The organism is Vulcanimicrobium alpinum, assembly GCF_027923555.1.
GTDB classification, from domain to species: domain Bacteria; phylum Vulcanimicrobiota; class Vulcanimicrobiia; order Vulcanimicrobiales; family Vulcanimicrobiaceae; genus Vulcanimicrobium; species Vulcanimicrobium alpinum.
In genome coordinates, this window is record NZ_AP025523.1 from 229376 (window position 1) to 244595 (window position 15220).

At 69.8% G+C, this 15220-nt stretch carries 13 protein-coding genes; 7 read left to right on the forward strand and 6 right to left on the reverse strand.

Annotated features, from left to right (window positions below):
• Positions 1 to 209: 209 nt before the first annotated feature.
• The 3 genes from WPS_RS01105 (at position 210) to WPS_RS01115 (ending at position 3948) form a co-directional block, all read left to right on the forward strand.
• Positions 210 to 2435 (forward strand): GGDEF/EAL domain-containing response regulator, encoded by a 2226-nt coding sequence (locus WPS_RS01105; RefSeq protein WP_317996023.1) that lies wholly within the window; start codon positions 210 to 212, stop codon positions 2433 to 2435.
• A gap of 170 nt (positions 2436 to 2605) precedes the next feature.
• On the forward strand, positions 2606 to 3094 hold the full coding sequence (locus WPS_RS01110; protein WP_317996024.1) for a MaoC family dehydratase: 489 nt from the start codon (positions 2606 to 2608) through the stop codon (positions 3092 to 3094).
• Positions 3095 to 3111: 17 nt separating this feature from the next.
• On the forward strand, positions 3112 to 3948 hold the full coding sequence (locus WPS_RS01115) for an alpha/beta hydrolase (protein WP_317996025.1): 837 nt from the start codon (positions 3112 to 3114) through the stop codon (positions 3946 to 3948).
• On the opposite strand, the gene WPS_RS01120 is transcribed toward WPS_RS01115, so the two are convergent.
• The 6 genes from WPS_RS01120 to WPS_RS01145 form a co-directional block, all read right to left on the reverse strand.
• Positions 3928 to 4740 carry an HpcH/HpaI aldolase/citrate lyase family protein gene (locus WPS_RS01120; protein ID WP_317996026.1) on the reverse strand — a complete coding sequence of 271 codons (813 nt, stop codon included), beginning with the start codon at positions 4738 to 4740 and terminating at the stop codon, positions 3928 to 3930. The two genes, WPS_RS01115 and WPS_RS01120, sit on opposite strands and share 21 nt — an antisense overlap.
• Before the next feature lie 22 nt (positions 4741 to 4762).
• Positions 4763 to 5446: a hypothetical protein gene (locus tag WPS_RS01125; RefSeq protein ID WP_317996027.1), complete on the reverse strand. Its 684-nt coding sequence runs from the start codon at positions 5444 to 5446 to the stop codon at positions 4763 to 4765.
• Positions 5447 to 5540: 94 nt separating this feature from the next.
• Positions 5541 to 5981, reverse strand: a complete 441-nt coding sequence (locus WPS_RS01130) for an acyl-CoA thioesterase (RefSeq protein ID WP_317996028.1) — start codon at positions 5979 to 5981, stop codon at positions 5541 to 5543.
• Positions 5978 to 7399: a benzoyl-CoA 2,3-epoxidase subunit BoxB gene (gene boxB / locus WPS_RS01135; RefSeq protein WP_317996029.1), complete on the reverse strand. Its 1422-nt coding sequence runs from the start codon at positions 7397 to 7399 to the stop codon at positions 5978 to 5980. The genes WPS_RS01130 and boxB overlap by 4 nt, the downstream gene beginning before the upstream one ends.
• A 5-nt stretch (positions 7400 to 7404) precedes the next feature.
• Entirely contained in the window at positions 7405 to 9090 is a 1686-nt protein-coding gene (boxC, locus tag WPS_RS01140; RefSeq protein ID WP_317996030.1) for a 2,3-epoxybenzoyl-CoA dihydrolase, read from the reverse strand.
• A gap of 105 nt (positions 9091 to 9195) precedes the next feature.
• Positions 9196 to 10074 (reverse strand): helix-turn-helix transcriptional regulator, encoded by an 879-nt coding sequence (locus tag WPS_RS01145; protein WP_317996031.1) that lies wholly within the window; start codon positions 10072 to 10074, stop codon positions 9196 to 9198.
• A 98-nt stretch (positions 10075 to 10172) separates the two neighbouring features.
• Between WPS_RS01145 and WPS_RS01150 the strand changes: the two genes are divergently transcribed.
• From WPS_RS01150 to WPS_RS01165, 4 genes are all read left to right on the forward strand, one after another.
• A complete protein-coding gene (locus tag WPS_RS01150; RefSeq protein WP_317996032.1) occupies positions 10173 to 11777 on the forward strand; it encodes a benzoate-CoA ligase family protein in 1605 nt (534 codons plus the stop codon).
• 41 nt (positions 11778 to 11818) lie between these two features.
• Complete coding sequence (locus WPS_RS01155) at positions 11819 to 12562, forward strand: alpha/beta fold hydrolase (RefSeq protein WP_317996033.1); 744 nt, start codon at positions 11819 to 11821, stop codon at positions 12560 to 12562.
• Between the two features lie 63 nt (positions 12563 to 12625).
• The gene (locus tag WPS_RS01160; protein WP_317996034.1) at positions 12626 to 13498 is read left to right on the forward strand and encodes an MlaD family protein; all 873 of its coding nucleotides are present in this window, start codon (positions 12626 to 12628) and stop codon (positions 13496 to 13498) included.
• Positions 13499 to 13536: 38 nt separating this feature from the next.
• Entirely contained in the window at positions 13537 to 15216 is a 1680-nt protein-coding gene (locus tag WPS_RS01165) for a PHA/PHB synthase family protein (protein ID WP_317996035.1), read from the forward strand.
• Positions 15217 to 15220 lie beyond the last annotated feature (4 nt).

The window sequence follows — 15220 nt, forward strand, 5'->3', positions numbered from 1 at the left end:
CACAAAGCCTGCAAGAGCCGGAAGTTGGTTGATCCCATTAGGTGGACGCGGGCGTGAATCCTGGAGTTGCGGCCCGGGAAGAAGAGGGATTGCATGCCGCTCGCGTTGCTGCCGATACTAGGGGCTAGGGACCGCCCGCGTTGCGGGAAGGTGGTCATCGTGTTGGTACGTGCGGTCAGGTGCCGGTAACGGCACCCGAAGGTCGCGCCGTGACGCGCTCGCTCGTGCTCGCCGGTCGCGATGCGAAGGCCCTGCGCGCCGTCGGCGCGTGTGCCCGGCCGGCGTCCCGCTTCCGCGTGCACGTGGTCGCGTCGGGACTCGATGCGCTCGCTGCCGCGTCGGCGGAACGCCCCGACCTCGTCGTGCTCGACGAATCGCTCGGATTCGACCAGCTCCTCGGCGCGGTCGACGCGCTGCGCGGCGACTCCGCCTTCGCGGCCGTCCCGGTGCTCGCGATCGTCGACGATCGCGCGACCGGCGACGCAGCGATCGCACGCGGCGCCACCGACGTCATCGTCCGGCCGTTCGACGCCGCGGAGTGCTCGCGCCGCATCGAGATCCTCACGGCGCTGGGCGAATCGCGCGTGCGGCTGGCCGAACTGACCGGCGACGAGGTGCTGCGCGGCCGCGAACACGCGGCCCGGCTCGAGACGCTGTGGCGGATCGGTTCGAGCGCGCTCGACGACGAAGCGTTTCTGCGCGCGCTGCTCGACGAGTCGTCGCGCGCGATGCGCGAGCACGTGCTCTTCAACGGGCTGATCGGGCACCTCGACGGCGCCGACCTCGTCATCGACGTCGTGCAGGACGACGGCGGGATCCCGACGCTCCGGCCCGGGACGCGGGTGCCGATCGCCGACGCGATCTCCGGCGTCATCCTGCGCGAGGGGCGGACGTGCGCGTGGACCGATCTGCGCGCGGACCCGCGCGTCGCCGGGAAGCGCATGGTGCGCACGGCGCCGTGGCGCTCGCTGATCGGCACGCCGTTCCGCGCCGGCGGAACGCTCCACATCATCATGTTCTTCGCGGCGCAGCCCCTGCACAAAGAGTTCGACGCGCACGACCGGGCCTACGTCGAGACGCTGGCGTCGTTCTGCGCGGCCCGCCTCCAGCAGCGGATCGAACGCGAGCGGATGCGCTACCAGGTCGAGCACGATCCGCTCACCGGCGTCCTCAACCGTCCGTCGTTCCGCGCGCGCAGCTTCAGCGCGCTGCGCAGCGGCGGCCGCAGCGCCCTGGTCGTCGTCGACCTCGACAACTTTCGCGACGTCAACGAGGCGCTGGGCCCGCAGGGCGGCGACTCCGTGCTGGTCGAGATCGCCGGCGCGCTGATGGCCCGCGCCGGCGAGGACGCGGTGGCTCGCGTCGCCGGCGATTCGTTCGCGCTGCTGATGCACGGCGTCGGCGACCGCGCGGACGTCGAGCGCCGTCTCGCGCCGTACGTCGAGGTCTTCTCGGCGCCGTTCCGCACCGGCGATCGCGATGCGTCGCGGACGATCGGCGTGACCGCGACCTTCGGGATCGCGATCGCGCCGGACGACGGCACGACGTTCGAACACTTGCTGGCGCGCGCCGAGAGCGCGACGCTGGCCGCCAAGCAGGCCGGCCGCGGTCGGCACAAGTTCTTCGATCCGCGCGTCGAGGAACGTCTCGCGCTCGCACGGCGGCTGCAGAACGATCTCGCGCAGGCGCTGGTCCGCGACGAACTGCAATTGTATTTTCAGCCGCACGTCGATCTGCACTCGCGCCGCACCGTCGGTGCCGAGGCGCTGCTCCGCTGGAATCATCCCGAACGCGGGCTCTTGCGCCCGGCGGAGTTCCTCCCGTTCGCCGAGCGACACGGGATGCTCGGTGCGATCGGTTCGTGGGTGATGCGCGAGACGATCGACGCGACGCGACTGTGGCGGCGCGCCGACGCATCACTGCGGGTGTGGTTCAACCTCTCCGCGTCGGATCTCTCCGATCCGCAGTTCGTCGTGCGGTTGCACGACTTCGACGGCGATCTCGACGGCATCGGGGTCGAGATCACCGAGGCGGTCGCGATGCGCGACGTCGAGCTGACGCAGCGCAGCGTCGCATCGCTGCGCGATGCCGGCGTCCGCGTCGCGCTCGACGACTTCGGCACCGGATACTCCTCGCTCGCGCACCTCAAACGCCTGCCGATCGACGTGGTGAAGATCGACGGCGCGTTCGTCGCCGGATTGCCGCACGACGCGCACGATGCCGCGATCGTCGATGCGGTGGTGGGAATCGGTGAGCAGTTCGGCTTCGAGGTGATCGCCGAGTGCGTCGAGACGTCGGAACAGGCGCGCTGGCTGACCGACGCGGGCTGCGGCTACGGTCAAGGGTACCGGTTCGCGCCGCCGATGCCGGCGACGATGTTCGACGATTGGCTGCGCGCAACGCCCGAAACTCCGGGCCTGCAGCGCCGTACATGAGGGCATGAAAACCACGATCAAACAGCCCGAACCGGAACGCCTGGTGCGCACGCTGCGCCCGTACTACGCCGACGCATCGTCCTTCCGCGGCTGGGGTCCGCGCGTCCCCGGAATCTGATCCGCAACACGTCCGCAAGGCCCGCGCCTCACGCGGCGCCGAAGGCGCCGCGATGGTCAAAGAAGGCTGGACCGGACGCTACTACGAGGATTTCGAGACGGGCGACCTCTACCGCCATCGTCTCGGGCGGACCGTGACGGAGACGGACAACACGCTCTTCACGATGCTCACGCTCAACACCAATCCGATCCACTTCGACGAGCATCTGGCCGCGAAGATGCCGTTCGGAAAGATCCTCGTCAACTCGTGCTTCACGCTCTCGCTCGCGGTGGGACTCTCGGTCTCCGATCTGAGCGAACACGTGATGGCCAACCTGCAATGGAACGACGTCAAGCTGCCGAGCCCGGTGTTCGTCGGCGACACGATCTACGCGTCGAGCGAGATCCTCGGCAAGCGCGAGTCGACTTCGCGCAAGGACGTCGGCATCGTCACCGCCCGTACCACCGGCACGAACCAGCGCGGTGAGACGGTGATCTCCTACGAGCGCACGTTCATGGTGTACAAGCGCGGCCACGACCCGCGCGACACGCTCGAGCGCTGAGCCCGAACGCGCTTCCCGTGCTTGCTCCGTGGGAGGCCGCCCCGGGCCTGACCGGCTATCGCGTCGACGCGCCGCATCCGCTCGCTGCGGTCCTGCTCGTGCACGGCTATGCCGAGCATGCGGGACGCCACGAACGCACGATGCGGCGCTTCGCCGAACGGGGCATCACGACGTTTTCCTACGATCAGCGGGGCCACGGGCGCTCGCCCGGGGCGCGGGCATTCATCGAGCGTTTCGAGGCCCTGGTCGACGATGCGGCCGCGATGCGCGGAGCCGCGGCGCGCGCGGCCGCCGGGGTCCCGCTGTTTCTGTTCGGCGCGAGCATGGGCGGGCTGGTCGCGATCCGCTCCGTCGAGCAGTCGGCAGACGGGCTGGCGGGGCTCGTGCTGGTTGCGCCGGCCCTGCGCATCGATCACGCGACGCCGGCGATCGTCCGCGCGCTCGCGCCGTTCGCCGCCGCGCTCGTGCCGCGCACGCCGGCCGCCCGGCTCGACGTGCGGCTTCTCTCGCGCAATCCGTCCGTCGGCGCCGGGTTTCTCGCCGATCCGCTGACCAGCAAAGACGGAGTCACCGTGCGCAGCGCGCACGAGATGGTGCGCGGCGGCGTCGCGGCGCTCGTCGATGCGTCGCGCGTCGCGCTGCCGCTGCTGATCGTGCACGGTGACGAGGACGCGATCGCCGCGATCGCGGGCTCGCAGTTGTTCCTTTCCGCGGTCGGTTCTGGCGACGCGACGCTGCGCAGCGTGCCCGGCGGATTCCACGAGCCGTTCACCGATCCGGGCGGCGATGCGCTCGTCGACGAGACGGCGGAGTGGATCCTCGCGCGCGCCGGATTACGCGCCGACGCGTCGTAACACGCGTTCGGCGGCGAGGATGATCGGCGGATCGATCATCGTCCCGTCGAGGACCGCGGGGTTGGCGCGCGCGGCGGCGTCGACGATCCGCCGCGCGTACGCGACCTCGTCGGCGGTCGGTGCGAACGCGGCGCGGACGGGCGCGAGCTGCGCGGGGTGGATCAAGAGTTTTCCGTCGTAGCCGAGCCGCTTTGCGTGTTCGGCGTCGCGGGCCGGGATCGCGGGGTCGCCGTATTCGCGCGACGGGCCGTCGATCGCGAGGCAGCCGGCGGCGCGCGCCGCGATCAGCAGGCGCGCCCGGTGGGGAAGCATCACGTCGGCCGACGTGTCGCCGCCGAGTTCCGCCGCCAGATCGTACGGTCCGAACGCGAGCGCGAGCACGTGCGCCGTCGCGGCGAGGCGCTCGCAGTTGACGACGCCGCGCGCGGTCTCGACGATCGCGATCAGCGGAACGTCGCCGGCGGCGTCGCTCACACGTTCGAGGTCGGCGCGATCGTTCGCTTTGGGGACGACGATCGCCGCGGCGCTCGGCGCCGACGCCAGCATCGCGAGGTCGGCGACGCCCTCGGGGCCGTCGGCCGGATTGATGCGGACGGCCGTGCGGGCGCGATCATCGCCGGCGGCGAGAAACGCGCGCACCTGTTCGCGCGCGAACGCTTTGCGATCGGGGGAGACGGCGTCTTCGAGATCGAGGATCGCGCCGGTCGCGCCGGAGGCGATCGCTTTCGCGTAGCGTTCCGGACGATCGGCGGGGACGAACAGCAGCAGCGACGGGTCGAACGCGGCCTTCATACCGCCGCGTTCGCTGGATCGGTCAGCAGATCTCCAGGAGATGGTCGCTCGTCGAGCATGACGCCGGGGGCTGGCTGTTGTTGCCTACCGTGTGTCCGATCGAACCGGCGAGCCACGCGAAGAACGGCACGAACAGCGAGTGATGACCGGCGGCCGCAGCAACCGGGGCGACCGGTGCAGCGACGGCGGTTTCGACCGGCGGCAGAAACGCGACCGGTGCGCTCGCCGCCGGCGGTGCCGCCTGGGGAGGCTTGGGCGCCGGCGGCGCGACGACGTGCGCCGCGGCGACGCGCGGATGGAACTGCGGCGTGCGATGGTGCGCAGGGACGTGCGCGACGACGGCCGGCGCCGGGCGTCGCACCAACGAGAGGTTCCCGCACTTCACGGGGACGTAGACGCGCTTTCCGTCCGAGAGCGCGATCAGATAACTCCATTCACCGGGGCGTACCTGCACCGATTTGATCGCGTACACGCGTCCGCGGTGCTGACCCGCCATCGCGTCCAGCGCGAGCGGAAGGTGCGTCCTGGTGACCTTGCCGTCGAAGACGCGTCCTTCGAATTCGTTGAACTCGGCGTCGTTCAAACCGATCTGATGTCCGGCGTCGCGATACCGGTCCTCATCGAAGATCAGAGCCGCCTGCACGTCGGCAACCGCTTGAAATGGTACGGCCGCCATGCGGTCGTGGCTCAGATCGAAGACCAGCATGACATCAGAGTACCCGTAATTGCATGCCGAAGCGACGGACCTGCGCCGACTTTGCCGGGACGCAAGGCCTATCCGCGACCGACTCTTTTGCGATTCAGTCCCGATCGTCGACCGTGATCGCGGCGGAGAGCGATGCGCGGAGCTCGTCGGGCAGCGGCTCCGACGCGATCGCGCCGCCCTCTCCGACGGCGATGAAGACGCGCACCTCGAAGCCGCGCGCGACCTCGGTCTCGCCGCGGAGGATGACGTGCTCGACCCGCAGCGACCGCGTCCCGATCTCGACCACGCTCGAGCGGATCGCGATCGGGTCGTCGAAGTAGAGCGGCGCCGAGAATCGGGCGCCGCTCTCGACGATCGGGAGCGGCCAGCGCGGGTGCCCGTCGCCGAGGCGGAGCGACTCGGTCGCCGCGGAGCGCAGCAGCGCGGTGGTGCCGAGGTCGAACCAGACGAAGAACGTCGGGTAGAAGACGATCCCGGCCGCGTCCGTCTCGCCGAACCGCACCCGCGTCCGCGTGACCGCGGTCCGGCCGGTCATGCCAGCCGGACGTACTCGTACGAAACCGGGCGGTCTTTGATCCCTTTGTCGGGCGGCGCGATCCAGGCGGCCATCTTGCCGGGTTCGGTCACGCGCTGCATCAGGCTGCCGATGAACGCACGGTCGTCGCCGCTGGGCAGCCACGAGGCGATCTGCGCGTCGTACTGTTCCTGCGGGATGCGGTTGCCGGCCGGATCGGTCGGCACGTTCGCCCAGCTCCCGACGCCGCGGCGGAACCGCGTGCTCGGCAGGGTGAAGCGGTACGCGTGCCCGGCCGCCTCCAGGATGCGGTTCCAGTGCGTGAGCCCTTTCATGCAGTCGTCGACGTACGCGTTGCGCACGACCTCGTTCATCGCGTTGCGCATCGCGATCGTTTCAATGCGGGTCCCGGCGTCGCCGTCGGGGATCTCGAGGTCGAACGTTCCGGCCGCGACGTGATCGCCGTATTTCTTCTCGTCGGGACGGCCCTTGATGCCGTTGGCGAAATACGACGCCGCATTCGACGACGCGTCGGCGCCGAACAGATCGAGCGACGAGGAGAACCAGAAGTTGAGGTAGCGCTGGATCGTCGGCAGATCGATCGCGCCGGCGCGGCGCACCGCTTCGGGATCGTCGGTGCCGATCTCATCGATCACCTCGAGGGTGCGTCGCACGACGCGCGCGATCCCGGTGTCGCCGACGAACATGTGGTGCGCTTCTTCGGTCAGCATGAAGCGGCAGGTGCGCGCGAGCGGATCGAAGCTCGACTCCGCCAGCGACTTCAACTGGAACTTGCCGTCGCGGTCGGTGAAGAACGTGAACATGAAGAACGAGAGCCAGTCGCGGATCGGCTCGTTGAAGGTGGAGAGGATGCGCGGGTTGTCGGCGTCGCCGGAGTGACGCGCCAGCAGTTCTTCGGCTTCCTCGCGGCCGTCACGCCCGAAGTACGCGTGGAGCAGGTAGACCATCGCCCACAGATGGCGGCCTTCTTCGACGTTGACCTGAAAGAGGTTGCGCAGGTCGTAGAGCGACGGCGCGGTGTGGCCGAGCAGACGCTGCTGTTCGACCGACGCCGGTTCGGTGTCGCCTTGCGTCACGATCAGCCTGCGCAGCGTCGAGCGGTGTTCGCCGGGGACTTGCTGCCACACCGGTTTGCCGAGCTCGTCGCCGAAGCCGACGCGCCGATCCGTCTCCGGTTCGGCGAGGAAGATGCCCCAGCGGTACTCGGGCATCTTCACGTAGTCGTAGTGCGCCCAGCCCTTCGGATCGACCGAGATCGCGGTGCGCAAGTAGACGTCGGCGGCCTGGAAGTCGCTGGGGCCGAGTTCTTTCCACCAGTTGAGGAACGCCGGCTGCCAGTGCTCGAGCGCGCGCTGCAGCGTGCGGTTCGACGCCAGTTCGACGTTGTTGGGGATCCGTTCGGTGTAATCGATCGCCATGATGTTCAGACTCGCTCCCAATCGAAGCTCGGCTTCGAACCGCTGCCGAAGAGTTTCAGTGCCCCGCGTTCGCCCGTCGCGTTGGGTCGATAAAAGACCCAGTTCTGCCACGCCGAGAGACGGCCGAAGATCTTGGTCTCGAGCGTCTCCGCGCCGCCGAATCGCAAACTCGCCTCCATCGCGGTGAGCGCGTCGGGCGAAAGCGTCGCGCGTTCCTCGAGCGCGAGGCGCAGTTCGTCGTCCCAGTCGAGTTCGTCGGGCGTGACGGTGACGACGCCGGCGCCGGAGGCCGCCTGCGCGTCGTAGGCGCGTCCGCGCTCGGCTTCGAGCGCCGCGTACGCGGCGGGGTCGCCGAGAAAACGCGTCGCGAGGCGCGTCCGTCCGTTGACCGCGGGGAGCAGACCGAAGTTCGTGTCGTCGAGGACGATCGCCGGACCGCCGCCTTCGAGCGCGAGCATGTAGATGCGATCGGCTGCGGCAGCGAGTTCGAAGAAGAGTCCGGCCGCGCACGCGTCCTCGCCGATCACGGCGTAGATGCTGCGCGAGGTGACGTCGAGCCGTGCGAACGTGCGCCGCAGGAGGCCGATCGTCTCTCGCACCAGCCAGTGTTCGCGCAGCGCCGACAGCGTGCGCCCGGCGGCCAGCACCGCGCCGGTATCGCCGCGCGTTTCGAGCACGAGCAAGCCGAGTTCCGGTTCGTTCGTGCGCAGCATCAGCAGCGCGTCGTCGAGCTCGCGCGCAAAGGCGAGCGGCCACCACGCGTCGCCGAGCGCGACGATCGCGTCCGCCGCGTCGGGCTGCGTCTCGCGCGGCGCGTGGGCGATCAGCGTCGCGCGGCGAGCGTCGCGATCGAACTGCACGTCGAGGTGACGGTAGCGGTACGCCGCGGAGCGGCCTTCGCCGTCGGTCTCGATCGTGCGCTCGAGCGGCCGCAACGCGATCCCGCGCGCATCGGCGCGACGCGGCGACGACGCGACGCGTGCGGCCGCGCGCTCGGCGATCAGCGTCGCAAACTCCGACGGCGCGGCGCTCGCGTCGACGAGCCCCCAAGCCTTCGCGCGCTCCGCCCGCACGCCGTCGGCGTTGGTGCAGAACAGGTCGGCGAGGTCGCGCCGCACCTTGCGCTTGTCGACGAGCCGCGTCAAGCCGCCGGTGCCGGGGAGCACGCCGAGCAGCGGTACTTCGGGGAGCGAGACGGTCGTCGAGCGATCGTCGACGATCAGGATCTCGTCGCACGCGAGCGCGATCTCGTAGCCGCCGCCGGCGCACGCGCCGTTCACCGCCGCGATGAACGAGAGGCCGTCGTTGCGGCTGGAGTCCTCCATCCCGTTGCGCGTCTCGTTGGTGAACTTGCAGAAGTTCACTTTCCATTGATGCGACGACGTGCCCAGCATGTAGATGTTCGCGCCGGCGCAGAACATGCGGTCCTTCGCGCTGGTGACGACGACGCAGGCGACCTCGGGATGCTCGAAGCGCACGCGGTCGAGCGCGTCGCGGAACTCGATGTCGACACCGAGGTCGTACGAGTTCAGTTTGAGTGCGTATCCCGGTCGGATCCCGCCGTCTTCATCGACGTCGAGGGTCAGCGTCGCGACGCGTCCGTCGACCGCCAGATTCCAGTGCCGGTAGCGATCGGGAGAGGTGCGGAAGTCGATCAGACCGGTCGAGCCGGGCGCGGCGATCGTGAGCATGCGGCATCCTCGGAGCGGCGGGGAGGGGCTGCGGTGATGTGCACTATACTGCATATAGTGCGATCGCGCAAGCAGTATCGTGCCGAAATCGAAGGCTGTGCGGCCTCAGGCTAGTGCGGCGATGAGCGCGTCGAGGCTCGCTGCGGGCGGCCGCCCGCCGGTGTCCACGTCGGCGTCGGCGCGCCGGTAGAGCCCTTCGCGCCCTTCGAGGATGCGCCGCAGGTCGGCCATCGACTCGTCGTTCCCGGCCATCGGGCGCATGTCGCCCTGGGCGACGACCCGTTCCATGTGCTCGGCCGGGGACGCGTGGAGCCAGACCGTGTAGCACGCCGAGAGGAGGCGCTCGAACGTCGCCGGTTCCGAGACGATGCTGCCGCCGGTCGCGAGGACGAAGCGCGGATGGTGTTCGAGGATGCGGTCGAGGCACGAGCGCTCGAGCCGGCGGAACCCCGCCTGACCGTAGAACTCGAAGATCGTCGCCAGCGAGACGCCGCTGGTCCGTTCGATCTCGCGGTCGAGTTCGATGAACGGGACGTCGAGCCGTTCGGCGAGCAGGCCGCCGAGCGTCGTCTTCCCGGCGCCGCGCAGGCCGATCAGCGCGATGCGGTGCCGGCGCTGCTCGGGGTCGGCGTCGCCGAAGGCGCGGGCGAGGAGGTCGCGGGCCTCGGCCTGCCGCGGGCCGTCGAGGCTGCGCAGGAGCTCGGTGGCATGCACGAGATCGTCGGACTCGTCGCCGGCGTCGGCGACGAGGCGGCGGAGCGGGACGTTCAGCGCGCGCGCTAACTGGCGCATCAGCAGGATCGAGACGTTGCCCTGGCCGCTTTCGAGCTGGGCGAGATACCGTTCCGAGAGCCCGGAATCGCGGGCGAGGATCCGGCGCGTCATCCCGCGGCGCGCCCGCAGCCCGCGCACGCGCTCGCCGAGGAGACGCAAGAACGCCTCCTCCGCCTCGGGATCGTCCTTGCCCGGGACCGGCGCGCTCACCGGCCGCCCCCGGCAAAATGCACTATCACGCTTGCGTAACCTCTGATATGCATTATAATGCCCGAAGTTTGCCGGGTTTTCCTACGGAGTCGGTGCCGATGATCGCCAGCGCCCCGCCCTTCGCCGCCCTCGACGGCACCGCGCTCTACAATTGCGCGGCCGATTTGCTCGACCGGAATCTGGCGGAGCGCGGCGGCCGGGTCGCGATCGTCGACGACGGCGGGACCTGGACGTTCGCCGCACTCGCGCGGCGGGTCGATGCCTGCGCCGGCGCCCTGCTCGGCCTCGGCCTCGAAGCCGAGCAGCGCGTCGTGCTGTGTCTGCTCGACACCATCGATTTCCCGACCGCGTTTCTGGGCGCGATCAAAGCCGGGATCGTCCCGATCCCCGTGAACACCCTCTTCCCGGCCGCCGACTACGCCTACATCCTCGCCGACAGCCGCGCGAAGGCCGCGATCGTCTCGAGCGAGCTCCTCGCGACGTTCCTCGACGCCGCCCGGCAGGCCGGCTGGGCCGGAACGATCGTTGTCTCCGACCCCCGCGGGACCGCGCCCGACCCGCGCTTCGCCGCGCTCGACGCGCTCGTCGCGGCCGCGACGCCGCTGCAGAACGCCGCGCCGACGCGGCCGGACGACGCCTGCTTCTGGCTGTACTCGTCGGGCTCGACGGGCAAGCCCAAGGGGACGGTGCACGTGCAGACCAGCCTGGTGCGCACCGCGGAGCTCTTCGCGCAGGGCGTCCTCGGCCTGCGCGAGGACGACGTCGTCTACTCGGCGGCGAAGCTGTTCTTCGCCTACGGTCTGGGCAACGCGCTGACGTTTCCGCTCGCGGCCGGAGCGACGGCGGTCCTGCACGCCGGCCGCGCCACGCCGTACGCGGTGAGCCGCATCCTGCGCGATGCGAAGCCGACTGTCTTCTGCGGCGTCCCGACGCTGTTCGCTTCGCTGCTCGTGCATCCGGAGTTCCCGCCGCGCGAGCGCCTCGCGCTGCGGCTGTGCACCTCCGCCGGCGAGGCGCTGCCCGAAGAGATCGGACGCGCGTGGACGGCGCGCACCGGCGTCGAGATCGTCGACGGGATCGGCTCCACCGAGATGCTGCACATCTTCGTCTCTAACCGTCCCGGGGCGGTCCGCTACGGCACGACCGGGACGCCGGTCCCGGGCTACGCCGTGCGGCTCGTCGACGAGACGGGCGCGATCGCGGCGTTCGGCGAGATCGGCGAACTCGAAGTCAACGGTCCGACGTCGGCGGCGTATTATTGGAACGCGCGCGAGAAATCACGCCGCACGTTCCTCGGCGAGTGGACGCGCACGGGCGATAAGTTCCGGCAGGACCAGGACGGCAACTTCATCCACTGCGGCCGCGCCGACGACATGCTCAAGGTCGGCGGGATTTGGGTCTCACCCGGCGAGGTGGAGTCGGCGCTCGTCGCGCACGAGCACGTCCTCGAAGCCGCGGTCATCGGCGTGTGCGACGAACAGGACCTCGTCAAGCCCAAAGCGTTCGTGATCCTCAAGCCCGGCGTGGTGCCGAGCGACGAACTTGCCGACGCGCTCAAGGTGCACGTCAAAGCGCGGCTCGCGCCGTACAAATATCCGCGCTGGATCGCGTTCGTCGACGAACTGCCGAAGACCGCGACCGGGAAGATTCGCCGTCACGTGCTGCGCGCGCAGGAAGACGCGCAGCGCGGAGGCGCGCACTGAACGCAACGCCGGGCGAACGCCGCGACGTCGTCGTCGACGGCGTGCGGCTCGAAACCGCGGCATGGCCCGGTGACGACGATCGGGCGCCGATCGTACTGCTTCACGAAGGGCTCGGTTCGGTCGCGATGTGGAAGGCGTTTCCCGCGCGGCTCGCCGCGCGCACCGGACGCCGCGTCGTCGCGTACTCGCGACGCGGATACGGACGCTCCGCGCCGCGCGCGGAGCCGTACGCGCACGCGTACATGCAGCGCGAAGGCGAGGCCGTGGTGCCGGCCGTCCTCGCGGAACTGGGGATCGCGCGCGCCGTGCTGTTCGGTCACAGCGACGGCGCGTCGATCGCGCTGGTCGCGGCCGCGGAACACCCGATGCTCGTCGAAGCGCTCGTCCTCGAAGCGCCGCACGTGTTCGTCGAAGACCTCTCCGTGCGCAGCATCGCCGCGGCGCGCGCTGCGTGGGAGGAGACCGATCTGCGCGCGCGGCTGGGGCGGTATCACGACGACGTCGACGGCGCGTTCCGCGGCTGGAACGAGATCTGGCTCTCGCCGGCGTTCCGCGACTGGAACATCGAAGCGTACGCCGCGCGCGTCCGCGCGCCGATGCTCGTGATTCAAGGCGAGGCCGACGAATACGGCACGCGCGCGCAAGTGGAGAGCATCGCCGTGCGAGCGCCGCGCGTACGGACGTGCATGCTTGCGGGCGCTGGGCACAGTCCGCATCGCGACGACGAAGGCGCCGTGCTCGAACGCGTCGCCGCATTCCTCGATGCGCCGAACGATGCGGCGTGACGCGGCGTCGCAACCTCGGCCGTCGCCGGTGCGGTCACGAGACCATCCCCAAGGGTAAATGCGATGACCGACGGTTTCCACGATGCTCCCGCGCCGGGGTCCGGCGCCATCCCGCTCGTTCGCCGCGACCGTCACCCGTTTGCCGCCTTCGGCGCGCTCGTGCTGCTGCTGATCGGTGCGGCGCTGGCGATCGCGACGCTCGTCGTCACCCGGCGCGATGCCGACGTGCGCACGCTCTCGGTGCAGGTGGCGAGCGCCGCCGGCGTCTCCCAGGGCGACGCCGTCTGGCTCTCCGGGATGCGGGTGGGGCGCGTCGCCGCGATCGCGCTGACCGAAGGGCGCTTGGTGACGATTCGCTGCGAGGTGGACCCGCGGATCGGGCTGCCGCCGGGCGCGCAGGTCGTGGTGACGACCGGCCTGTACGGCGATCGCAAGGTCGAGATCGCGACCCGCGGCGGGGAGACGCCGGACGACAACGCGCTCGTCGGCTACGTCCGGGCTGAAGAGGGGCTGCGGTCGAACCCCTTCGACCCGCTGGCGGCGGCGACCGCGCACCTCTTCGCCGACGTGTCCCGCCTGCAGAATCGCGGCCAAGGCCAGGCAGCGGCCACGATCGCCTCGGTCGCGCGGCTCCAAGCCGCCGTGGTGCGGTTGCGCGCGAACGCCGGTGCGCTCGCCGCGCGGGGAAGCCCGCTGGTGCACGTACCGTCGATGCGCCGTGCGATCCTCCCGGCGCCGGCGCCGGCGATGCGGGCGCAACTCGGCGATGCAGTCGCCCAAGCGCAGCGTGCCCGTACTCACCTCACCGTGGCGCGCGCCACGCTCGTCGACGATCCGGCACTGCGCCGCGGCATCGAGGGTGACGAGCGTGCGGTGCAAGCCGCGCTCGCCGCGATCCGCGAGACGATGCCGCGGGCGTTTCCGCACGATCGCTGACGGGACGCCTTGCCCCGCCGCCGAACTCTTGCGGTCCGGTGAAACCTGCAAATCCGTTCGATCCGCTCGGCTTGGCGGCAGCGTCGACCGAGTTGTGGCGCTCGCTGCTTGCCAACCCGCAGGAACTCTTCGAGGCGCAGGCGGCGCTCGGGCGTGCGCTCACCGACGTTGCGACGCGCTCCGCCGAAGTCGCCGCCGGCGACGGCCCTGCGGCGCCGCCGCTGGCGCAACCGTCGCCCAACGATCGCCGCTTCGTCAGCGAGGCGTGGGCGAAGAATCCGTATTACGACGCGCTCAAGCAGGCCTATCTGCTGGCGAGCAAAGCGGTCGTCGAGACGATCGACAACGCCCAGGGGATCGACGAGCAGGATCGCCGGCGCATCAAGTTCTTCACCAAGCAGTTCATCGACGCGATGAGCCCGACGAACATTCCGTGGCTCAATCCCGACGTGCTCGAGGAGACCATCCGCAGCGGCGGCGCCAACCTCCAGCACGGCCTGCGGAACATCGCCGAAGACGCGCAGGCCAACGAAGGCCGCCCCGCGCTCGTCGACGACAAAGCGTTCGCAGTCGGGAAGAACGTCGCGACGACGCCCGGCAGCGTCGTCTTCCGCAACGAGCTGATGGAGCTCATCCAGTACGCGCCGACCCAGCCGGAGATCTACGCGCGACCGTTGATCGTCGTGCCGCCGTGGATCAACAAGTTCTACATCCTCGATCTGCAGCCGGCGAACAGCTTCATCAAATACGCGACCGACAGCGGACGAAATACCTTCGTCATCTCCTGGCGCAACCCCGATTCGTCGCTGCGCGACATGACGATGGCGGATTACTTGCGGCTGGGACCCCTGACGGCGGCGCGCGTCGCCTGCGAGATCAGCGGCGCCGAGCGGGTGGACGCGGTCGGCTACTGCATCGGCGGGACGCTGCTTGCGATGCTGCTCGGCTACCTGCAGCGGATCGGCAGCAAACTGATCGCCAGCGCGACCTTCTTCACGGCGCTGGTCGACTTCGCCGATCCCGGCGAGGTGCAGGCGTTCGTCAGCGAAGAGTCGCTGGCGTACATCGAAGACCGGATGCGCGAACACGGCTACTTGAGCGGGCGCGAGATGGCGGACACGTTCAGCATGCTGCGCTCCAACGACCTGATCTGGTCGGTCGCGGTGAACCGCTATCTGCTGGGCAAGGACGCGCCGGCGTTCGATCTGCTCTATTGGAACAACGACGCGACGCGGATCCCCGAAGCGATCCACAAATACTATCTGCGCCAGATGTATCTGGAGAACAATCTGGTGAAACCGAACGTGCTCGAGGTCGACGGCGTCCCGCTCGATCTGCGCACGGTGCGCGTGCCGACGTACTGCGTCGCGACGTCGGAAGATCATATCGCGCCGTGGCGGAGCGTCTACGCGATGACGCAGCTGTTCTCCGGCGAGGTGACGTTCCGGCTCGGCGCATCCGGCCACATCGCCGGCATCATCAGCCCGCCGGGGAAAAAGAAGGCTGCGTGGTGGGGCAACGCGCCGGGCGCGAAGTCGCCCGCGAGCGCCGACGAGTGGCTGCGCACGGCGGAGAAGCACGAGGGTTCGTGGTGGCCCGACTGGGAAGCCTGGATGGCGAAGCGCACCAAGAGGAAGATCGCCGCGCCGGCGGCGCCGGGCTCTGCGCAGTATCCGATCCTCGGCGACGCGCCGGGCACCTACGTTCTGGAGCGCTAACCGG